Raw genomic sequence first — 22,146 nt, forward strand, 5'->3', positions numbered from 1 at the left:
TAATCCGATAAAAAAGGCGTCGCTTGTTTCCAAGCAACGCCTCTTCGTCGATTTATGATGATCTATAAAGATCTCATCGCGCGATTAGTGTGAACCACAACCGCCGCCACCGCAGCATTCGTGATCATCACCTTTCTCTTCGCCGCCACAACAGCCACCTTCATGGTCGTGATCGTGGTCGTGACCACCACAACAACCACCACCTTGGTGGATATGGCCGTGAGCAATCTCTTCTTCAGTTGCTTCGCGAACCGCGACAACTTCAACAACGAAAGTTAGTGTTTGGCCAGCAAGCATGTGGTTACCATCAACCACAACTTCGTCGCCATCTACTTCAGTAATTTCTACTGGGATTGGACCTTGGTCAGTATCCGCTAGGAAGCGCATGCCAACTTCGATTTCATCCACACCTTGGAATACGTCTGCAGGAACACGTTGAACAAGATCATCGTTGTGCTCGCCGTATGCATCTTCAGGGGCAATAGTTACTTCGAATTTGTCGCCAGCAACTTTACCTTCTAGCTCATTCTCAAGGCCAGTGATTAGGTTGTTGTTACCGTGTAGGTAATCTAGTGGCGCATCAACAGTTGATTGATCAACGACTGCATCTTCTACTTTCAGTTGGTACGCTAGGCTTACGACTACGTTCTTTTCAATTTTCATAATTGCTCCAAGGCGATTAGCTCCCCATATCAAAGGGAGAATAAAACAATAACCCTGCTATTATGGGGATGAATTCGAGAAACTCAATCAGTCCGGTTTAAAAATGCCGATCATTTGTTCACTCTGGTGTTCACTCTGGTGTTCACTTTTGTCTACAGACTCTGGCTTGCGTTGATCTTGATGACCGCAATCGACGCACTCCACCAGCTCAATATTATTCTCTATCCACCAACGTAACGTGTCTTGTTGCTGACACTTAGGGCAATTAGCGCCTGCGATAAATCGTTTCTTCATGTCACTCTCATCAAATCATTAATACATCGAGATTCATGGCTTAAAGGCGAACGGCACTTTAATCCCAGAAATGCTTACCTTGCTTATCGTTTTCCATCTCACGGCCAAAGATCTCTTCCAGCTCTTTACGTGCTTCTTTGGCTCTCAGTGCGAGCTGCTTATCTTCATGGTGCTGCGGAAGGAGTTCTTTCAACATCGCGTTATCAAGTTTACGAAAGTGCGCTTCAGAGCGTTGCGCTTGGTATGGGTGCATGCCTAGCTCAATCAAGGTGAGTTTGCCAAGATCGAGCGCACCAAGAAACGTTTCACGCGAGTATTTATCAATCCCATGGCTGAGTAGTTGGTACGCTTCAACACGACTGCGAGCACGAGCTAATATTTTCAAATGAGGGAAATGTTGCTCGCACAACTCGACAGTTTTCATAATGTCATCAGGCGAATCAGTACAAAGGACAATTGCCTTCGCTTTATCTGCCCCTGCGGCACGCAATAAATCAAGCTGCGTCGCATCACCATAAAACACCTTGTAGCCATATTTACGTAACAGTCGAATTTGGCTGGCATCACTTTCTAAAATGGTTAGCTTGATCTTGTTGGCATACAACAAGCGCCCGACGATCTGACCAAAGCGGCCAAAACCCGCAATAATAACGCGCGACTGCTTATCAACCACATCGGTATTGATATGCTCTTCATCATCAAAATTAAGCCTTTTGGCGTACCATTTCTTCTGCCCCATCAGCAGCAGTGGTGTCGTCACCATCGATAAACTCACCACCACCAGCAAAAAGGCGGTTTGTTCTGTGGTTAAGATGCCTTGCGATAGTGCGGCGGTAAAAATAACAAAAGCAAATTCACCACCTTGACTGAGAATCGCTGCAATACGACTGCGCGACTTGGCACGACTGCCGTAGAGTCGTGCAAGAAAATAAAGGGTATAGGCTTTCAGCATCACCAACGCGATCACGCAAGCCAAGATCTTGAAAGGGTGCAACGCTAGCAAACCAAGGTTGACCGCCATACCGACGGCGATAAAAAACAACCCGAGTAATAGGCCTTTAAACGGCTCAATGGCAATTTCAAGCTCATGGCGATATTCACTCTCCGCCAACAACACGCCCGCTAAAAATGCGCCCAGCGCCATCGATAGGCCTAGTTGTTTCATTACCAATGCAATGCCAATCACCAGTAGCAGAGCAGCAACGGTAAACAACTCGCGCACCCCGCTCATCACCACATAACGGAAAAGTGGTCGCAGCAAAAAGTGCCCGCCAATCAATAATGCGGTCACACCAACCAACATCCATAAGCCATCTAACCAATTGCCACTGGTGTTACCAGCCAATACAGGCAATAACGCTAACATTGGAATCACAGCAATATCTTGAAAGAGCAACACAGCAAAACCGGACTGTCCAGTTTCCGTTCCAGCTAACCCCTGCTCATCAATCACTCTTAATGCAATCGCGGTCGAAGAGAGCGCCAGCCCCATGCCGATAACGAGGCTCATCTGCCAAGTAAAACCAAATAAATACACAAGGCCGGCAATTAAGGCCGTTGTAATCAGTACTTGCGCACCACCGAGACCAAGGATAGGCCCTCGCATTTGCCACAGTTTTTTCGGGTTCAGCTCAAGGCCAATTAGAAACAGCAGTAACACCACGCCAAATTCAGCAAAGTGAAGGATGGCATCGACATCGCGAATTAAACCCAACCCCCATGGGCCAATCGCCACACCCGCCAGTAGATAGCCGAGTACAGACCCTAGCCCTAATCGTTGCGCGAGAGGCACCGCAATAACCGCCGCAGTGAGAAAGATTGCACTGCTTTGTAGAAAATCACTTTCCAGAGCCATGCTCACCTCCTTGCGGTAAGGATAAATCATACGGCAATGGATCATTCAACCACTGGCGATAGTGCTCCGCATGCTGATAGCGTTCCATGTCGGAGACATTGCGCGCCCAATAGAGCACCAAGGGTTCAATCCAATGCATGCGACACAATGCCGCGGTTAATTCAAAAGGCTGTAAGATTTGTTCAAGTGGGTATTTGTTGTAGCCATGCTCCCCAAAGGCTTCTTCCTTGCCACCAGTAGTAATGACACTACGCCAATACTTACCTTGCAAGGCGCTTTCATTGCCGTAGGCAAAACCTTTGCCCAATACTCTATCGAGCCACTCTTTCATCAGTGCCGGACAAGAATAAAGATACATTGGGTGATGGAAGACAATGACATCGTGTGCCAAGAGCAATTCGTGCTCAGCATTCACATCAATAAAAAAATCTGGGTAGCGAGCATAAAGATCGTGCACGGTAACGTGCTCAAGTGAGGCAATTTTTTTTAGCATCACATGATTAGCGATAGAAGTGGAGGACTCCGGATGAGCGTAAATGACTAATACTTTTGCTTTCGCTGCTTGTGGCTTCGGAGTGGCTGATCGATTCATTCCGTGAACAACTGCCTTTATCATTTTCGTTATCAATTTGTTATACGCGGTTGACGCTGAAAACGCAACGATCGACTTTTCCGGTTAATCCTCCTACTATGCGTGGCGAAACGATTAAAGATAAAGCAAAGTACTATGATCACCTTTTCTGACATTCAACTCTTACGTGGTGGCAAGCCATTACTTGAGAACGCTTCGGCTACCATTCACCCCGGCGATAAGATCGGTTTGGTGGGTAAAAACGGTTGTGGTAAATCAACCTTATTCGCTCTGATCAAAGATGAGCTATCCACTGATGCGGGTAACTTTAGCAAACCGGCGCATTGGGAATTGGCATGGGTGGCGCAAGAAACCCCAGCACTTGACCGAACCGCGCTAGAATACGTCATTGATGGCGATCGCGAGTACCGCTCTCTAGAGCAACAATTGGTGGACGCCGATCTCGCCGATAACGGCACTTTGGTGGCGGAACTGCACGGTAAAATTGAAACCATTGGGGGTTACAGCATTCGCGCTCGCGCCTCGGAACTGCTCGATGGTCTGGGCTTCCGTCAAGAGCAAATGAGCTGGAACTTAACCCAGTTCTCCGGTGGTTGGCGTATGCGCTTGAACCTCGCTCAAGCCCTACTTTGCCGCTCAGACCTATTACTGCTCGATGAACCAACCAACCACTTGGATCTTGATGCGGTAATGTGGTTAGAACGCTGGTTGCAAAACTACCCAGGTACTCTCGCGTTGATCTCGCATGACCGTGATTTCCTTGACCCGATTGTTAACCGCATCATTCACGTTGAAAACCAACAATTGAATGAGTACACCGGTAACTACTCTTCATTTGAATCACAACGTGCGCAGAAATTAATCTTGCAGCAAGCAATGTTCCAGAAGCAGCAAAAGCAGATGGCGCATATGCAAAGCTATATCGATCGCTTCCGCTACAAAGCATCAAAAGCACGCCAAGCGCAAAGCCGTATTAAAGCTTTAGAAAAAATGGAACAAGTGCTGCCAGCACAATTTGATAACCCATTTAGTTTTGAGTTCCGTGAACCTGATGCACTACCAAACCCAATAATGATGATGGATGAAGTCTCTGCAGGTTATGGCGATAATCTGATCCTAGAAAAGATTCGTCTTAACCTCGTGCCGGGTAGTCGCATTGGTTTGCTTGGTCGTAACGGCGCTGGTAAATCAACCTTAATCAAATTGCTCTCAGGTGAATTGAATCCACAAGGTGGCGAGCTAACCTACTCACAAGGCGTGAAAATGGGTTACTTCGCACAACATCAATTGGAAACATTGCATCCAGAGGAAACACCTCTGCAGCACATGATGCAAATTGCACCTAAGCACACTGAGCAGCAGCTGCGTGATTACTTAGGTAGCTTCGGATTTCAAGGTGATAAAGCGCTAGAAAAAGTCGCCCCATTCTCCGGTGGTGAAAAAGCGCGTCTGGTTCTGGCCCTTCTGGTATGGCAAAAACCTAACCTATTGTTACTCGATGAACCAACCAACCACTTGGATCTCGATATGCGCCAAGCTCTGACCTTTGCCCTGCAAACATTTGAAGGCGCCATGGTGATTGTTTCGCACGACCGTTACCTGCTACGCGCCACGACTGACGATCTTTACTTAGTGCATGATCGCCAAGTCGCTCCGTTTGATGGCGACCTAAGCGACTATTACAAGTGGCTAACTGAGCAGCAAAAAGTCGAGCGCCGCGAAGCACAAGCAGAGCAACCGGTAAAAGATAACCAAAACAGCGCAGCGGCGAAGAAAGAACAAAAACGTCGTGAAGCAGAGTTTCGTACCCTCACCGCGCCACTGCGTAAAAAGCTCACCAAGTTAGAAGAAACAATGGATAAACTTGGCCAAGTGATTGCACAGGCGGAAGAGCAATTGAGTGATAACTCTCTGTATGATGCCGAAAATAAAGCTAAACTTACTCAAGTACTCGCCCAACAAGCCAGTGGGAAGTCAGAGCTAGAAGAGATAGAAATGGAATGGATGGCTCTACAAGAGGAGCTTGAAGAGATGGAACAGGAGTTCAATAGCTGATGAATAGAGAGCACGTACCCGTTTCGCTAACACTAGAACGTTTATGGCAATTCAGTTTGCAGTACTACAGTGTCCGTGAAGTGAAGCAGGCGTGCCTAAATTTACAGAATCAGTTCAAAGGCAACGTGAACCTGCTATTGTTACTCAAGTGGCTTGATGAACAACAAGTCACGATTGCGGAGCAGGACTGGCACAAGGTCGAAGAATGCCTTGGTCGTTCAGAAGCATTACTCAATAGCTTTCGTGAGCTAAGACGCAAACTCAAGCAGCCACTGGCCGATACACTCTATCGCGAAGCGCTGCAATTTGAGCTGCAGTTGGAAAAACAGCAACAGGCCGACTTGGTCGATTGCGTAAACCAACTCTCATTGCACAATGCGGATGAACAATCGCTTACGCTACGTTACTGTCGTCAGTTGGGTGGAGAACATTTGTACTCCACCTTTGCACACCCTTTTGAACCTGATTTGGATGCAAGAGAAAGCGACTGACGCCTATGACTCATTTTACTGCTGCCAGCGGGATTTCAAACCCGCACCTTCAAACTCTCGCACCACGCTTCATTCGTAAAAAAGCGTTGTTTGAGCCGATTTGGCAAACCCTTGATACCCAAGATGGTGACTTCCTCGATCTAGCATGGAGTGAAGATAGCCAAACGCCAGCCGCGCAAGAGAAACCCCTGTTTGTGTTGTTTCATGGACTTGAAGGCTGCTTCTATAGCCCTTATGCCAATGGTCTAATGCACGCCTTTGCCAAAGAAGGCTGGCTATCGGTAATGATGCATTTTCGCGGTTGCAGCGGTAAGCCCAATCGTCTACCACGCGCCTATCATTCAGGTGAAGTCGAAGACGCGCGTTTTTTCTTAGAGTACCTCAATCAGCAATACCCTAATCGAGTCAAAGTCGCGGTTGGTATTTCTCTTGGCGGTAATATGCTGGCCAACTATTTAGCCCAGTACGCCGACGATCCGCTCTTGGATGCCGCTTCCATTGTGTCTGCCCCGCTCGATCTATCAGCCTGTTCTGAGCGTATCGAACAAGGCTTTTCTAAGGTCTATAAAACCTACCTACTGCGCTCTCTCAAACGTAATGCTCTGCGTAAACACCACCTGTTAAAAGGTGAGTTAGGGCTGACTTATCAATCAATCAAACGAGTCACCAAATTGTATGATTTTGATGATTTGATCACTGCTCCGTTGCACGGGTTTCAAGATGCCGATGATTATTATCAGCGTTGCTCTGGGATTCATCGCCTACAGCAAATCAAATTGCCAACCCAAATCATTCATGCCAAAGATGATCCGTTTATGACCGATGCGGTCATTCCGCATTTTGTCCTACCGGAGAATATTCACTACCGCCTATTTGAAAAAGGCGGACACGTGGGTTTTGTCACTGGTAGTGTCATGAAGCCCCGCTTTTGGCTGGAAGAGATGCTCCCCGCTTACTATCAAGCACTAAAAACGGCATAATTGAGCCTCACCGATACAAGGTCATAGAATAAAGAGGTATTTATGATTGTTCCTTGGCAGCAAATCGCACCAGAAACACTGGAGAGCTTGCTTCGAGAGTTTGTTTTACGAGAAGGAACAGACTACGGCGAAATTGAAATCTCAGTACAAGATAAAATTGATCAAGTTAAGCAGCAACTTGAGACAGGAGAAGCGGTCATCGTTTTCTCTGAATTACATGAAACTGTCGATGTGCAATTACGCCACAAGTTCTAATGGTCCGCTAATAACGAAACCGAACTGAGTCCGCAGTTCTAACCGAGTCTTTCCCACGAAGAAGATGCGAAAAGGTTAAATCATGTTATATTGATGCGTCCAAACTGTAATGCTTTTCGAACTTAACATGCTTGTCATCGACAAAGGTTAAGTTCGAGTAATCACAGGAACGTTATCACTAGACAAGGTTTGTCATGTCAGCAAAGCATCCGATCATTGCCGTCACCGGTTCCTCTGGCGCCGGAACGACCACCACTTCTGAAGCCTTTCGTAAAATGTTCAATATGATGGACATCAAGCCCGCATGGGTGGAAGGCGATAGCTTCCATCGATTTACTCGCCCAGAAATGGATGTAGAAATTCGTAAAGCACGCGAACAAGGTCGTCATATTAGTTACTTCGGCCCGCAAGCTAATGACTTCCCCGGCTTAGCCGACTTCTTCCACCAATATGGCCAAGATGGCAGTGGTAAGATCCGTCGCTATCTACACACCTTCGATGAAGCGGTTCCCTACAATCAAATGCCTGGCACATTTACACCTTGGCAAGATCTGCCAGAAAACAGTGATGTGCTGTTCTACGAAGGGCTGCATGGTGGCGTGGTAGATGGGGATATTAATGTCGCCCAGCATGTCGACTTTTTGATTGGCATGGTGCCTATCGTTAACCTTGAGTGGATTCAAAAATTTGTTCGCGATACTCGCGATAGAGGCCACTCTAAAGAAGCGGTGATGGATTCAATCGTGCGTTCGATGGACGATTACCTCAATTACATCACCCCACAGTTTTCACGTACCCATATTAACTTCCAACGTGTGCCAACCGTTGATACTTCAAACCCGTTAGATGCGAAGGGGATTCCAAGCTTAGATGAAAGCTTTGTTGTAATCCGCCTACGTGGTTTTAAAAACGTTGACTATCCCTACCTATTGGCAATGATAGATGGCTCGTTTATGTCGCGTCATAACACCTTAGTTGTGCCTGGCGGTAAAATGAGTTTTGCAATGGAGTTAATCGTCAGACCGATTCTTCAGCAATTAATCGAAACTGGAAAAATTGGCTAAAAATCAGCATTAGAACACGATTACTTTTCATACCGTGATCATGTGCACGTTTTTGCTTAGGAAATAGTCTCTCGGACCCGATTAAAATCAAGAAATCGTTCCGGAAAAAGGATACTATTTGAAACCGAAACACAAGATAGCTTGCAGCACTCATTTAAGTGCTCCTAGCCTAGTTATCCCGATTTCGGGCCCAGCTAAATTATGGAAAGCAGCAAGCGTACCCTGCAGAGGAAGTGAGATATTATGGTTCTAGGTAAACCTCAAACCGATCCAACATTAGAGTGGTTCCTTTCACACTGTCATATTCATAAGTACCCATCAAAAAGCACGCTAATCCACGCGGGCGAGAAAGCAGAAACTTTGTACTACATTGTTAAAGGTTCTGTTGCCGTACTTATTAAAGATGAAGAAGGTAAGGAGATGATCCTTTCTTACCTAAACCAAGGTGATTTCATCGGTGAGCTTGGTCTATTTGAAGAAGATCAAGAGCGTACCGCTTGGGTTCGTGCTAAATCTCCTTGTGAAGTAGCGGAAATCTCGTTCAAAAAATTCCGTCAGTTGATTCAGGTAAACCCTGATATCCTAATGCGTCTTTCTTCACAGATGGCTCGTCGTCTACAAGTGACTAGCCAAAAAGTCGGCGACCTAGCCTTCCTAGACGTAACTGGCCGTATTGCACAAACGCTACTAAACCTAGCGAAACAACCAGATGCAATGACTCACCCAGACGGCATGCAAATCAAGATCACTCGTCAAGAGATCGGTCAGATTGTTGGCTGTTCTCGTGAAACCGTTGGTCGTATCTTGAAGATGCTGGAAGAGCAGAACCTAATCTCTGCTCACGGTAAGACTATCGTTGTTTACGGTACGCGTTAATTCACATTGAATTAAGCAAGATTTATAAAGCCACCTTCGGGTGGCTTTTTCTATATTTAAGCGCTAAAAAGCTAAGAGTTGAGAAACGAGACTTTAGAGCCGACACGCCAACCCTCTCGACTCTCATTTCTACAATCTCAAACGAAGTCCCTTCGTTTACGAGTTGGTACTCTCAAAGATCTTATCTGCAGAGGCGGCGACGAACCCACGGTATAACTCACCATTAGGCATCGGATAACGCTTGGCAAACTCATAAAAACCACCAGGCAGCAACACCACGCCATCATCAAATTCGACCTGTACTTTATCGGCCATGGTTGATGATTGCTCTAGCAGTACTTCAGGTGAACCTTTGACTTCCCCACCCGCTTGGTTAATGACAAACCCCACTGACGACAGGTGATCATTCACCTGTTGAACCTCATCAAACTGCTCAAGTTGATTGACACTGACTGTGAAATGATTCGCGCCATAACCATGAGCCGCCAACCAAGCTGCATACTCACTCTCTTCGGCCAACAATAAATAATCGTTATGGCTCAGTTGCCAAGGTCGACCTGCATATAGAAAGGCCTCACCTTGCATCTCATTTGGATCCACCTGTTCAACCAGCTTTTGCACAATCTGTTGCAACTGCTCAGAACATTCTTCCACTTTAAGTTGGCTAATGAATACCTTGGGTTGAGTGGCGTCAGGGTGCTCATAATGCTTTGCCAGCAATTTTTTACTTTCAAACAAGTAATCCCCCGCTTCTTGATAACCCAGCTCAATAAAAGGTTTCGCCAAAACATCCAACGCGACAGGGGAAAGGCTAAAGGTACGCAGAGCAATATGGTCGTTAATCAATGGCTCATTACGTTGCAATAGTTTGTGGACGTTTCCAGCTGACGGGCATAAGCGTTCAATATAATCATTCCATAATGATTCAAACAGTCGATCTGGCGTCATAACGCCTCCTTGGAATTATTTTTGTCTCGATATTCTTGGTAAGGATTATTAGTGTAGTAAAAGAAAAGGCCAGTGGAGCATTTTCTCTGGCCTTTTCGATGGTCGGTTAATTACAGTGACAAGCCCGGGCTCAATGTCTCGGGAAGTTCGGTTTGATCCCCTTCCACCGAGGCCATCGGATAAGCACAATAATCAGCTGCGTAGTAAGCGCTTGGCCGTAAATTTCCCGACGCTCCTGGCCCGCCAAATGGTGCATCACCGCTCGCGCCGGTTAGCGGTCGATTGCGATTAACGATGCCAGCGCGAATATGTTCCACAAAATAGGCCCACTCACTCTCTTGGGTTGTCACCAATCCTGCTGATAGACCAAAGCGGCTATCATTCGCAAGCTCCACCGCTTGCTCTAAGGTTTGATAACGGATCACTTGCAGGAGTGGCCCAAAGTATTCTTCATCCGGTAGCGACGTAATCTCGCTGACATCAATAATACCCGGTGAGACGAACGCAGCATCACCTGCAGTAGCTTCGACTAAACTCAGCCCACCCAATGACTGCAAGTTAGCTTGAGCCGCCAAAATAGCCTGCGCGGCGGCTAAAGATATCTGTGAGCCCATAAAAGGGGCGGGTTCGGCAAATGGCTCATCGATGACGATCTTTTTCGTCGCGCTGAGTAACTTATTCAGCAGCACATCACCATTTTCACCACTAGGAAGGTAAAGTCGACGCGCACAAGTACAGCGCTGACCGGCACTAATAAAGGCCGATTGAATAATGGTATACACAGCCGCACCCACATCACCATAGTGAGGTGAGATGATCATCGGGTTATTACCGCCCATCTCCAATGCCAACATCTTGTCCGGTTGTCCGGCAAATTGACGATGGAGCAGATGACCCGTATTCGCACTCCCGGTAAACAACAAGCCATCAATGCCTTTAGATTGGGCTAACGCCACTCCGGTCTCTTTCGCGCCTTGAATAAGATTAATCACTCCATCTGGCAGTCCTGCTTTTTGCCATAGTTTGATCATAAACTCCCCCGTTGCCGGAGTTTGCTCAGAAGGCTTAAACACCACCGTATTACCAGCGAGTAATGCTGGGACGATATGACCATTTGGCAAGTGGGCCGGAAAGTTATATGGGCCAAAAACGGCCATCACGCCAAGTGGTCTATGGCGCAGTACGATTTGATTCCCTGCGGCTTCACGTTGCTTCTCGCCAGTTCGCTCATGGTAAGCACGAATCGAAATAGCAATTTTGCCTGCAACGGCCGCCGCTTCTGTTCGGGTTTCCCATAATGGCTTACCAGTTTCCAGCGAAATCATTTCTGCAATCGACTCGGAATGATGTTTCACTAACTCAGCAAAGCGCAATACCAGCCTCTCGCGCTCACTAAAAGGCGTCTTCTTCCATGATAAAAACGCCTCTCTTGCGGCGCTTACTGCCGCATCGACCTGAGCGGCAGTGGCGCTATCACTTTGCCAAATCAACTCGCCGTTATAAGGGCTAATTGAACTCATCGGTTCACCCTGCCCGGCGATCCATTGTCCTGCAATCCAATGTGACATAACCAATTCCTTAGAGTCTGTTAGCGTTATAGGGGAAGCAAACGCACGTTATCGCCCTGCTGTACTTGCAAGGCATTGGCGACATCACTGGAGATAATCACCGTATCTGTTGCTTGATCAAACGCTGCTTTCACTGCGACAGCGCGAAATTGTTCAAATGAGGTATTACTGATCAAAAAATCTTGTGCACTGGCGTGCTGATCAATATGCACTTTGCCGCGAAATGAGTGACGTACCGATTCAATATTTTCACGATCACATTCCACGCTAGGGCCACCATCAAAGATGTCGACATAGTTACGGCAGGTAAACCCTTCCTTTTCAAGTAAGCGTAAAGCGGGCTTGGTGTTGTCATGCACTTGGCCGATCACCGCTTGCGCTTCTTTGCTGAGTAAGTTGACGTAGATGGGGAGTTTTGGCATTAAGTCGGCAATAAAGCCTTTCTTACCAATACCCGTTAAGTAATCGGCTAAGGTAAAATCAATCGAAAAGAAGTGTTCTTGCAGCCATTGCCAAAAAGGGGAATTGCCCTCTTCATCGGAAACACCACGCATTTCGGCAAAAACTGTTTTAGAGAAGCGATGGGGATGTTCAGCCATCATCAGAAAACGGCATTTCGACATCAATCGACCATTATTGCCACCGCGAAATTTAGGTCGCAAAAATAAGGTGCAGATTTCACTACAGCCGGTGTAGTTATTACCAAAGGTCAGTAACTTCACCACATTGTTGACCCCAAGCTTCGGCGAAGAGTGAACGATGGTGCTGATGTGGTAAGAATAGAATGGCACATCCCAACCGATCGCCGCTTCAATCCCTGTACAACCGGCAACTTCACCGCTAGCACTATCAAAGCCGACCATCAGGTAGCCTTCATCGCCCGGTTCACTCACATTCGGTTTGGCAAAGCTGTATTCAGAGTGGGTAATTCGGTTGGTCAACAATTCTTCATTGACCGGAAGTGATGTAAAACCGTGACCGGATTCCACTGCACAGGTATGCAGCGCATCATAATCTGACATAGCGATAGGACGAACAACCAGCATCGATACTCCCTCCTGATGCTTGGGAGGTTAACCGGATGGCTAACCTCACCTCTTGCGATATTATTGAACTAGTGAAGCGATCGCTTTCTCCAGTTTTTCTAATCCTTGAGCAATATCTTGGTGGCTAATCACCAATGATGGGGTAAAACGCACCACGTTTGGCCCTGCAACCAACACCATCAAACCTTGTTCTCCCGCAGCCACAAGGACATCACGCGCACGCCCTTGCCACTGTTCATTGAGCGCAGCACCAAGTAGTAACCCTTTACCACGGATTTCGCTAAATATTGGATACTTATCATTAATCTTAGCCAATCCTTGACGAAATAGCGCTTCACGCTCCGCCACGCCCGCTAGGGTTTCCGGTTGGCTAACCACATCCACGACCGCTTCTGCTACTGCACAAGCTAGAGGGTTACCCCCATAAGTTGAGCCATGGGTGCCCACTTTTAGGTGCTCGGCCAGCTTAGTGGTGGTCAACATCGCACCGATAGGAAAGCCACCGCCGAGTGATTTAGCGGTACTTAAAATATCTGGCGTAATGCCTAAGCCTTGATATGCATAAAAGTGGCCGGTACGTCCGTTGCCCGTTTGTACTTCATCGAAAATCAATAGTGCGTTGTGCTGATGACAGACCTCACGAACCGCTTGAATAAACTCCTCACTCGGTTCAATGATGCCGCCCTCACCTTGCAAAGGTTCCATCATAATCGCACAAGTACGCGACGAAACATGCTGACGTAGCGCTTCAACATCATTGTATGGAAGGTGAGTAATGTCGCCAGGTTTTGGGCCAAAGCCATCGGAATAAGCTTCCTGCCCACCGACAGTTACGGTAAAGAAGGTGCGACCATGAAACCCCTGTTTAAAGGCAATGATCTCTGATTTTTCGGCACCATACACATCAGCAGAATAACGGCGAGCCAATTTTAAAGCCGCTTCATTCGCTTCCGCGCCTGAGTTGGCAAAAAAGACTTTATCGGCGAAACACAGATCGGTCAGTTTTTTTGCTAAACGTAAAGCAGGCTCATTCGTCATCACATTGCTCAGGTGCCATATTTTCTGCCCTTGCTCGGTTAATGCTTTCACCATTGCCGGATGGCAGTGCCCCAAACAACTCACCGCGATCCCGCCAGCAAAGTCGATATATTCATTACCTTGCTGATCCCAAACGCGCGCGCCCTCGCCTTTTACTGGAACCATCTCCATCGGGCTATAGCAAGGCACCATCACCTCATCAAATAAACCGCGTTGTACTTGCATTTCTTCCGTCATCGCACATTCCCTCTTAATACCGCAGCCAATGTCAGTTAGGCATATCACATCTACTAATAAGTATAGAAACCAGAATTTATATTGCACATTGACTAATACGGCATTGTATTTACATTTAATTAACCTTTTCAATAGTGGTTTATGCTTTTTAAATTCAATACAGATTAAGCCGCATCACTATAGATGACTATTTATGCACCACAACGGCGAAAGAGAGAAGCGATTTATTATTATGCTTGCTATAAGCAGAAGTTAAATCGCAGTCGATAGGATTAACAGAATAGCGATGATGTAGGGTGGAACAGCTTAATGAGGCGACTACGTGATGGCGCAAAATGCCGCAACACAATGGCGACATAACCGCGACATAACGAATAGTTTTGCAGATTAATTAGATAACGGCGATAACGACAACAATGTTAAGAAAGGTGATCCACCTCAGCCTTTAACAGCATCTCGGACAGCAACAAAGTCGCCATAATTTACTTAGTGATTAGCGAGCGAGGAAGTTTGCCAACAACTGGTGGCCTTGCTCCGTTTTGATGGATTCTGGGTGAAATTGCACCGCATCAATCGGCAAGGTTTTATGTTGATAGCCCATGATTTCGTCCATGCTGCCATCTTCATTCTCAGTCCAAGCCGTCAATTCAAAACAATCCGCTAGTGAGTCAGCTTTGACGACTAATGAATGGTATCGCGTGACCGTTAGCGGATTATTCAGTCCTTGAAAGACACTACGACCAGTATGGCGAATCGGTGAGGTTTTACCGTGCATCACTTGTCGTGCTCGAACCACTTCAGCGCCAAATACCTGAGCAATCGCTTGATGTCCAAGGCAAACCCCTAAAATCGGTAGCTTACCGGCAAAGTGTTCTATCGCAGCTAATGAGATGCCCGCTTCATTGGGTGTACATGGGCCAGGAGATATCACCAGATGGGTGGGTTGCAAAGCTTCAATGCCAGCCAAATCAATTTTATCGTTTCGCACTACCTGCACTTCTACGCCAAGTTCGCAAAAATATTGGTATAGGTTGTAGGTAAACGAATCGTAATTATCGATGATCAGCAACATGACAGAAATACAGCTCTCCACTTATTGGAGGCGTATTGTGCAATAGTGCGCCACAAAGGCAAAGTAAAACTTATCGTCTGCCGATAGACGACTGATGTGGATCATATAAAAAGGCCAGCATTCTGCTGGCCTTAAATATTCATGAATAGACTGACTTAATTGACCCGCTTATGGGCGAGTAACAAAACCTACCGCTTCATAAACTTTCTTCAATGTCACGGCTGCGCGAGCTGAGGCTTTTTCCGCACCTTGCTTCATCACTTGATCCATATAAGCACGGTCAGCACGAATACGGTGGTATTCTGCTTGAATAGGCTCAAGCATTGTCACCAAAGCTTCGCCTACATCTTTCTTAAATGGGCCGTACATTTCTACGCCTTGGTACTTCGCTTCAATCTCAGCAAAGCTCATACCCGTTGCTGCCGAGTACAGACTCATTAGATTTGAGATACCCGCTTTGTTTTCCCAATCGCTGGCAATACGCGGTGGCGTTTCAGCATCTGTTTGCGCTTTGTTGATCTTCTTAATGATCGACTTAGGCTCTTCAAGCAGAGTAATAACGTTTTTACGGTTATCATCTGATTTAGACATCTTCTTCGTCGCATCTTGCAAGCTCATTACACGCGCATTCACTTGTGGAATGTACGGTTCTGGCACTTGGAAGATTGGCGCTTCTGGGCTGTAGATATTGTTGAAACGCGTCGCGATATCGCGAGCCAATTCTAAGTGCTGCTTCTGGTCATTGCCCACAGGGACTTGATGCGCGCCGTACAACAAAATATCGGCAGCCATTAGCACTGGGTAACCAAATAGGCCCGCATTCACATCATTCGCGTAGCGTGCTGACTTATCTTTAAACTGAGTCATACGGCTCAATTCGCCCATTTGGGTGTAGCAGTTAAGAAGCCAACCAAGTTGAGCATGCTCTGGTACATGTGACTGAACAAATAGCGTGCTCTTCTGTGGATCAACACCAACGGCAAGACAGATTGCTAATGCGTCTAGAGTTGCTTCGTGCAATGCTTTCGGGTCTTGACGAACCGTAATCGCATGCAGGTCAACCACGCAGTATTGGCAATCGTAATCATCTTGCATCTGTTGCCATTGACGTAGAGCACCCAAGTAATTACCGATACTTAGTTCACCTGATGGTTGAACGCCACTCAATACGATGGGCTTGCTCATGGATGGATTCCTTTGAATTCTTAATTTAATAAAATAGAAAAAACCGTCCAGCCTTTAGCTGGACGGTTTTCTCAGTGTACTCATTGATAAGTATTTTGAAAGATCTTTTGTTGCGCTTAGGCAGAAACAGCGATCACTTCGAGTAATTCTGCGATGTTATCCGCGACAAAATCTGGCTCTGAGACTGAAATAGCTTCACCGTGATTGTAGCCATAAGTCAGACCAAACGAATGACAACCGGCGTTTTTCGCCGCTAAGATGTCATTTTTCGAATCGCCAACCATCAACATCTCACTTGGTGTGCAGCCATGCTTCTCTAGCAACCAGTTTAATGCGACTGGATTTGGCTTACGCTCAGGAAACGCATCACCACCGAATACATCAGTGAAGTATTTGGCGATGTCGTGCTTAGCCAACACATCAGGGACAAACTTCGATGGCTTATTGGTGACTAGCGCCAAAATAAAGCCCGCTTGTTGTAACGCGGCTAAGGTCTCTTTTACTGCTGGGTAAAGGTGGCTGAGCTTATGACCACTCTTATCATAGAAGTCATCAAACAACACACGCCCTTGTGCTAAGAGTTCAGGACTTAGCTCTGGGTTAATCGTCAAGCTTTGGCTTAATGCACGACCAATTAAGATGTCTGCGCCATTGCCAACGTAGTCACGAACTTGCTCTTCGCTCACGGCAGAAAAACCCAGTGCTTGTACCGCTTGATCAGCAGCAACGGCGAGATCTGGCACGCTATCAAGCAATGTACCATCAAGATCAAAGGCGATCAGTTTTAACTCTTTCAATGCTCTATCCTACTACTCAGCTTACTTATTTCGCTTTAGCGAGTTCTGTGCGCATTTCATCGATCACTTGCTTGTAGTCTGGCTGGCTGAAAATAGCCGAACCTGCCACAAACATATCTGCACCGGCTTCTGCGATTTCGCGGATATTATCCACCTTCACGCCACCGTCGATTTCTAGACGAATATCGCGACCTGATTCGTCAATCATTTTGCGCACAGCGCGTAATTTATCCAAGGTATTTGGAATGAATGATTGACCACCGAAGCCCGGATTTACTGACATCAATAAGATCATATCCACCTTATCCATGATGTATTCAAGGTGTGCCAGTGGCGTTGCTGGATTGAGAACCACACCTGCTTTACAGCCGTGTTCTTTGATCAGTTGTAGGGTGCGATCAACGTGATCTGAAGCTTCAATATGGAAGGTAATCATGCTCGCGCCGGCTTTAGCAAAGTCAGGTACGATACTATCAACCGGTTTCACCATTAGGTGTACATCGATTGGGGCAGTAATACCGTAGTCACGCAGGGCTTTACACACAGGCGCGCCAAAAGTCAGGTTTGGCACATAGTGGTTGTCCATAACATCGAAGTGCACAACATCAGCACCGGCGGCGAGAACTTTCTCTACGTCTTCACCAAGACGAGCAAAATCTGCAGACAGAATCGACGGAGCGATAAGGAAATCTTTCATACCTGACCTCTATAATAATTAGCATCATTGCGTAAATTTGGCGCAATTCTACCGAAGCGATCAGGCAGATGATAGAGGTATTAACAGAAATGTGTGCTTGGGCTTATTCGCCGTTGTGACCGGTTTCGGTTTCACACGGGTTCTCAGCACGGAATAAAGCGAGCAGCTCATCGACTTTATTGCGACCGGCACCATTGCGGCTGATGGTGCGTTTAACCTTCACCACATTCAATTCAGCGCCATGATAGAGACGACGAGTTAAGGTCGTATCATGGTTAGAAATAAGAACCGGAATACCGCGTTGTTTTGCCGCCGTTTCAGCAACATTGGCCAGCGCGGCTTGATCGTCTAACGAAAAACCATTGCCTGCATACGAGGTAAAGTTTGCCGTGGTTGAAAGTGGCGCATAAGGAGGATCACAATAAACCACGCTGCCTTTACGCGCGCGTTTAAAAGTCTCTTGGTAGCCTTCGCAAACAAAAGTGGCTTTCTTCGCTTTCTCTGCGAAAAACTCCAACTCTTTTTCTGGGAAGTACGGTTTTTTGTACGAACCAAATGGCACGTTGAAGCCGCCTTTTTTGTTGTAACGGCATAGGCCATTAAAACCAAAACGGTTCATATAGAGAAAAGCGAGTGAGCGATACATCACGTCATCAGTTTGGTTAAACTGTGCGCGTACATCTAAGTAAAATTCTTTGCGGTTGTTTTCGGCAATAAACCAACGTTTCGCTTCGCTGATATAATCTTCTGGGCTTTCTTTGAGAAGATTGTAGAGATTAATCAAATCAGGATTGATGTCCGCGAGCAGATATTGATCATAGTCGGTATTAAGAAAAACCGAACCTGCACCAACAAACGGTTCTACCAACTTGCGTGCTTCAGGCAGATGACGCTGAATGTCTTCAACTAATCCGTATTTTCCACCAGCCCATTTAAGGAAGGCACGCTGCTTTTTCATTGACTGCTCTATTTATCAACCACAAATTAAGGGTGCGGAATGTAACATATTTCACGCCATACCCAAAGCGATTGGCGTACTCAATTCGGCTGAGTGAGCAGAAAGCGACTCAGCCTATCTCGAACTAGTTAGTACGAGCGATTTCACGCTGAACTTGATTGAGCGATTTCGCCCAAGGGCTCAGTTTTTGTAGTGCTTCAGGCAATTGTACTACCGCATCACGCGCTAGTTGGATGGTTGGGAAATTATCATAAGTAATGATATACCACTCAACGCCGCTACGTAGCGCTGGGTAGACATACACTTTGTCATCCAGATCGTAACGATTCAGAAAATTTTGCGCTTCCGCTAAGTTATTCACCGCGGCCAATTGCAAAGTATAGCTACGCGGAGAAAAGCTGTTTAATTCATCTTTAGCGAAAGAGAAACTGATCTTCGCGGGTGCTTCGCTCACCACGGGCACTTCCGCACGCGAGTCATCGACCACTTGTTCAATATTGCTGGTGTCCACTTGCTCAGATTCACTCTCTATCAGCGCATCGACGACTTCAGAGGTGATCACAACACGCTGAGAGTTATCTTCAATCACGCCAACGCTTTGTGGCATGTCGACCACTTCCGGAGGTAAAGCCGCAGAGTCATCTTCGGCGCCAGAAAAGGCAGGATCAACACTCAGCTCAGACTCCGTTTCATCGCGGTTATCCGCGGCGATACTTTCGTCAGCATCACTCACTGTTGCATCCGGTTGATTAATGGTTGGAATCACCGTTTGTTCAAGTTGACTGGTGATTTTCTCTGCTGTCTCACCCGGGGTTGGCTGACTCATCATCCACCAATAGCCGCCAGAAATCAGCGCTAATAACACCAACACCACTAAAGCGATATTAAATGGAGAGCCCACAATTGAGCGAACAATAATCCGTTTTTCCACTTTCTGTTCCCCTAATGCCATAATCACGCCCGGACGACGAGCAGCAGTGCGATATGCATTACGCACGCGTCTTTCCATGTCATCTTCGACAAATCGAACCACCAACTGTTCAAAAAACCGCCCCGCCTCTTGTGAAGTGAGCGGCTCAATGTCTAAATCAACCGGCTGAAATTCTTGGCCACGACTCAGACGAGTTAACACACTATCCAATCGCTTTGGCTCTGCAAAGAGGATGATATTAAGAGTCCAACGACTCTGGTGCTGGGCTTGCAATGCCAGTAGCCACAACTCCGAGACCAATGTCTCACTGAGCAGATGGGCGTTATCCACGACAATCACGACATCACACGGCTCGTGCGCCATGCAACGACTAAAACTTTCCGCTAAATTATCAGCGGGATTAAATAACGGTTCAGACAAAACTTGCGTCAGTATCGTCGTTCGATGCTGTTCATCATTTTGATTGGGGTGACACATCAATAGCGCTTGGTTTTTATCATCAGCCCACGCTTCGAGATAGCGCTGAGCTAACCATGTTTTACCTGCGCCACTTACGCCAGAAACACTGACAAAATTAGAGTTAAAATGCGTCAGCAATTGCAAACGCTCCAATAACTCAATTTGGCTATCGAGTTCCAGAACTCTGGATTGATGTGTAAAACTCATACCCTACCTAAACCGTTAGATCGATATTACTCAGTCACACGAGAGGCGATCTAACTCGTTCGTCATTTCGCCTATCGCCTCACTTTATATCGTCATTAAATACCACGACCAAAATCGATGGCTTGCTCAATGATGGTTTCCGGAACGCCTTTGACAACCTCGGCACTGCCAACACTGGTTGGCAATACCAGACGAAGCTCACCAGCGAGCACTTTTTTATCGCGCATCATATGCTTGATAAAATCGTCAAACGACATACTTTCTGGAGTGTGCACTGGCAATTTGGCTTGTTGCAATAGAGCGACAATACGCTCTAACTGCTCTTGGCTGATCAGCCCTTGCAATTGCGCCGTTTTCGCCGCCATCACAGTGCCAGACGATACCGCTTCACCATGTAACCAATTACCATACCCCAGTTCAGCTTCAATCGCATGACCAAAAGTATGACCTAGATTCAGCAACGCACGAATTCCAGATTCTTTCTCATCTTGCGCGACAACTTCGGCTTTAATTTGGCAACAACGAGCGATCGCATAGCGTAAAGCTTGCTCATCTAAGGCGTACAATTTGTCGAGGTTGCTCTCTAGCCAAGCAAAAAATTCGCTATCATAAATGATGCCGTACTTGATGACTTCTGCCATACCGGCGGCAAATTCACGTTCTGGTAATGTGCGTAAACAATCAGTATCAATCACCACCGCTTTTGGTTGGTAAAAGGCACCAATCATGTTCTTACCCAACGGGTGATTCACTGCTGTTTTGCCACCGACTGACGAATCAACCTGAGAAAGTAAGGTGGTTGGAATTTGAATAAAATCCACGCCTCGTTGGTAACATGAAGCCGCAAAACCGACTAAGTCACCAATCACACCACCACCTAAAGCAACGATCACCACATCTCGGCTGTAATTCCCTTCCAGCAGATAGCTCATTACGGTGTTGAATGTATCGAGAGTTTTGTATTGCTCACCGTCAGGCAGTTCAAGTAGAGAAACTTGGCAACCTTGCAGTTCAAGCAAAGAGAGGATTTTTTTTGCGTATAGAGGGGCTACCGTGACATTACTGATCACCACGACTTTTTGTTTTGCCGAACTATTTACGCAAGAAAGAAAAGAAAGGTGGGCCGGATCATTGAATAATCCGGCACCAATTGAGATTGGATAGCTACGTTCATCTAAGCTGACCGTAATCCGTTCCATGGGTATGCTCCAATTTGAGTTAAGTGGTTCTTAACTCTCTTCTAGCATTTTTACGATCTGATTGGCTACCACTTTTGCACTTTGATCATCCGTACGTACAGTGTAATCCGCAATTTCATCGTATAGTGGGTTACGTTCACCGGCTAATGCTTCTAGCACCTCACGAGGGCTGTCAGTCTGTAGCAGAGGACGTTTCTTGTCACGGTTTGTACGTGCAAGTTGTTTTTCAATAGTTGTTTCTAGGTAAACAACGATACCGCGAGCAGAAAGACGGTTACGGTTTTCTTTACTCATGATCGAACCACCACCTGTTGCAAGTACGATGCCTTGCTCTTCGGTTAGGTCGTTAATCACTTTCTCTTCACGATCGCGGAAGCCAGCTTCGCCTTCTACGTCGAATACCCATGCGATATCGGCACCAGTGCGTTCTTCAATAACAGTATCTGAATCAACAAACTCCATATGAAGTTGTTGAGCAAGGTGTCTACCAATTGTACTTTTGCCGGCGCCCATCGGGCCAACAAGGAAAATATTGCGTTTCTCAGCCATGTTTAGCAGTAATTTACAACGTTAATTCAATGACATCGCCACAAGAAGGGCCAGGAAGTTCCTGACATTGAAGATGCTTGTGGCACCGATTCCTCACCGATAATTCGTGATAAGACCCGAAATTATCAGG

General features: G+C 46.6%; 22 protein-coding genes. 6 read left to right on the plus strand and 16 right to left on the minus strand.

Annotation, left to right across the window (positions count from 1 at the left end; genetic code table 11):
* Positions 1-84 precede the first annotated feature (84 nt).
* The 4 genes from slyD to kefG all read right to left on the minus strand — a co-directional run bounded on the left by slyD (position 85) and on the right by kefG (position 3,404).
* The gene (gene slyD / locus RH88_RS14160) at positions 85-663 is read right to left on the minus strand and encodes a peptidylprolyl isomerase (protein ID WP_005597147.1); all 579 of its coding nucleotides are present in this window, start codon (positions 661-663) and stop codon (positions 85-87) included.
* Between the two features lie 87 nt (positions 664-750).
* Positions 751-957, minus strand: coding sequence for a YheV family putative zinc ribbon protein (locus tag RH88_RS14165; protein ID WP_005597149.1), 207 nt, complete (start codon positions 955-957; stop codon positions 751-753).
* A gap of 58 nt (positions 958-1,015) precedes the next feature.
* Positions 1,016-2,812 (minus strand): glutathione-regulated potassium-efflux system protein KefB, encoded by a 1,797-nt coding sequence (gene kefB / locus RH88_RS14170; RefSeq protein ID WP_005597150.1) that lies wholly within the window; start codon positions 2,810-2,812, stop codon positions 1,016-1,018.
* A complete protein-coding gene (gene kefG / locus RH88_RS14175) occupies positions 2,796-3,404 on the minus strand; it encodes a glutathione-regulated potassium-efflux system ancillary protein KefG (RefSeq protein WP_005597152.1) in 609 nt (202 codons plus the stop codon). Before kefG ends, kefB begins: the two co-directional genes overlap by 17 nt.
* 135 nt (positions 3,405-3,539) lie before the next feature.
* Here kefG and RH88_RS14180 point away from each other — a divergent pair, with 135 nt between their 5' ends.
* The 6 genes from RH88_RS14180 (at position 3,540) to crp (ending at position 9,125) form a co-directional block, all read left to right on the plus strand.
* Complete coding sequence (locus RH88_RS14180) at positions 3,540-5,459, plus strand: ABC transporter ATP-binding protein (RefSeq protein ID WP_005597154.1); 1,920 nt, start codon at positions 3,540-3,542, stop codon at positions 5,457-5,459.
* The gene (locus RH88_RS14185; RefSeq protein WP_005597155.1) at positions 5,459-5,950 is read left to right on the plus strand and encodes a TIGR02444 family protein; all 492 of its coding nucleotides are present in this window, start codon (positions 5,459-5,461) and stop codon (positions 5,948-5,950) included. Before RH88_RS14180 ends, RH88_RS14185 begins: the two co-directional genes overlap by 1 nt.
* 5 nt (positions 5,951-5,955) lie before the next feature.
* Positions 5,956-6,930, plus strand: a complete 975-nt coding sequence (locus RH88_RS14190) for a hydrolase (RefSeq protein ID WP_005597156.1) — start codon at positions 5,956-5,958, stop codon at positions 6,928-6,930.
* A 42-nt stretch (positions 6,931-6,972) separates the two neighbouring features.
* The gene (locus tag RH88_RS14195) at positions 6,973-7,185 is read left to right on the plus strand and encodes a YheU family protein (protein ID WP_005597157.1); all 213 of its coding nucleotides are present in this window, start codon (positions 6,973-6,975) and stop codon (positions 7,183-7,185) included.
* Between the two features lie 194 nt (positions 7,186-7,379).
* The gene (locus tag RH88_RS14200) at positions 7,380-8,249 is read left to right on the plus strand and encodes a phosphoribulokinase (protein ID WP_005597158.1); all 870 of its coding nucleotides are present in this window, start codon (positions 7,380-7,382) and stop codon (positions 8,247-8,249) included.
* Between the two features lie 243 nt (positions 8,250-8,492).
* A complete protein-coding gene (crp, locus tag RH88_RS14205) occupies positions 8,493-9,125 on the plus strand; it encodes a cAMP-activated global transcriptional regulator CRP (RefSeq protein ID WP_005597159.1) in 633 nt (210 codons plus the stop codon).
* A 156-nt stretch (positions 9,126-9,281) separates the two neighbouring features.
* On the opposite strand, the gene RH88_RS14210 is transcribed toward crp, so the two are convergent.
* The 12 genes from RH88_RS14210 to aroK form a co-directional block, all read right to left on the minus strand.
* Positions 9,282-10,073, minus strand: a complete 792-nt coding sequence (locus tag RH88_RS14210) for a DUF1338 domain-containing protein (protein ID WP_005597160.1) — start codon at positions 10,071-10,073, stop codon at positions 9,282-9,284.
* Positions 10,074-10,183: 110 nt separating this feature from the next.
* Complete coding sequence (gene astD / locus RH88_RS14215) at positions 10,184-11,641, minus strand: succinylglutamate-semialdehyde dehydrogenase (RefSeq protein ID WP_005597161.1); 1,458 nt, start codon at positions 11,639-11,641, stop codon at positions 10,184-10,186.
* A 26-nt stretch (positions 11,642-11,667) separates the two neighbouring features.
* Positions 11,668-12,687, minus strand: a complete 1,020-nt coding sequence (gene astA, locus RH88_RS14220) for an arginine N-succinyltransferase (protein WP_005597162.1) — start codon at positions 12,685-12,687, stop codon at positions 11,668-11,670.
* Between the two features lie 60 nt (positions 12,688-12,747).
* A complete protein-coding gene (locus RH88_RS14225) occupies positions 12,748-13,962 on the minus strand; it encodes an aspartate aminotransferase family protein (protein ID WP_005597163.1) in 1,215 nt (404 codons plus the stop codon).
* A 493-nt stretch (positions 13,963-14,455) separates the two neighbouring features.
* Positions 14,456-15,034, minus strand: a complete 579-nt coding sequence (locus tag RH88_RS14230; RefSeq protein WP_005597164.1) for an aminodeoxychorismate/anthranilate synthase component II — start codon at positions 15,032-15,034, stop codon at positions 14,456-14,458.
* A 168-nt stretch (positions 15,035-15,202) separates the two neighbouring features.
* Positions 15,203-16,219, minus strand: a complete 1,017-nt coding sequence (trpS, locus tag RH88_RS14235) for a tryptophan--tRNA ligase (RefSeq protein WP_005597165.1) — start codon at positions 16,217-16,219, stop codon at positions 15,203-15,205.
* A 116-nt stretch (positions 16,220-16,335) separates the two neighbouring features.
* Positions 16,336-17,016 carry a phosphoglycolate phosphatase gene (locus RH88_RS14240; RefSeq protein WP_005597167.1) on the minus strand — a complete coding sequence of 227 codons (681 nt, stop codon included), beginning with the start codon at positions 17,014-17,016 and terminating at the stop codon, positions 16,336-16,338.
* 25 nt (positions 17,017-17,041) lie between these two features.
* Positions 17,042-17,713 (minus strand): ribulose-phosphate 3-epimerase, encoded by a 672-nt coding sequence (gene rpe, locus RH88_RS14245; RefSeq protein ID WP_005597168.1) that lies wholly within the window; start codon positions 17,711-17,713, stop codon positions 17,042-17,044.
* A 103-nt stretch (positions 17,714-17,816) separates the two neighbouring features.
* Positions 17,817-18,671, minus strand: coding sequence for a Dam family site-specific DNA-(adenine-N6)-methyltransferase (locus RH88_RS14250; RefSeq protein WP_005597170.1), 855 nt, complete (start codon positions 18,669-18,671; stop codon positions 17,817-17,819).
* Positions 18,672-18,795: 124 nt separating this feature from the next.
* On the minus strand, positions 18,796-20,268 hold the full coding sequence (locus RH88_RS14255; RefSeq protein WP_005597171.1) for an SPOR domain-containing protein: 1,473 nt from the start codon (positions 20,266-20,268) through the stop codon (positions 18,796-18,798).
* A gap of 95 nt (positions 20,269-20,363) precedes the next feature.
* On the minus strand, positions 20,364-21,467 hold the full coding sequence (gene aroB / locus RH88_RS14260; RefSeq protein WP_005597174.1) for a 3-dehydroquinate synthase: 1,104 nt from the start codon (positions 21,465-21,467) through the stop codon (positions 20,364-20,366).
* A 30-nt stretch (positions 21,468-21,497) separates the two neighbouring features.
* Entirely contained in the window at positions 21,498-22,016 is a 519-nt protein-coding gene (gene aroK / locus RH88_RS14265; protein WP_005597180.1) for a shikimate kinase AroK, read from the minus strand.
* Positions 22,017-22,146: the final 130 nt, after the last annotated feature.

Origin of the sequence: Vibrio scophthalmi LMG 19158 (assembly GCF_000222585.1) — a bacterium.
Taxonomy (GTDB): Bacteria; Pseudomonadota; Gammaproteobacteria; order Enterobacterales; family Vibrionaceae; genus Vibrio; species Vibrio scophthalmi.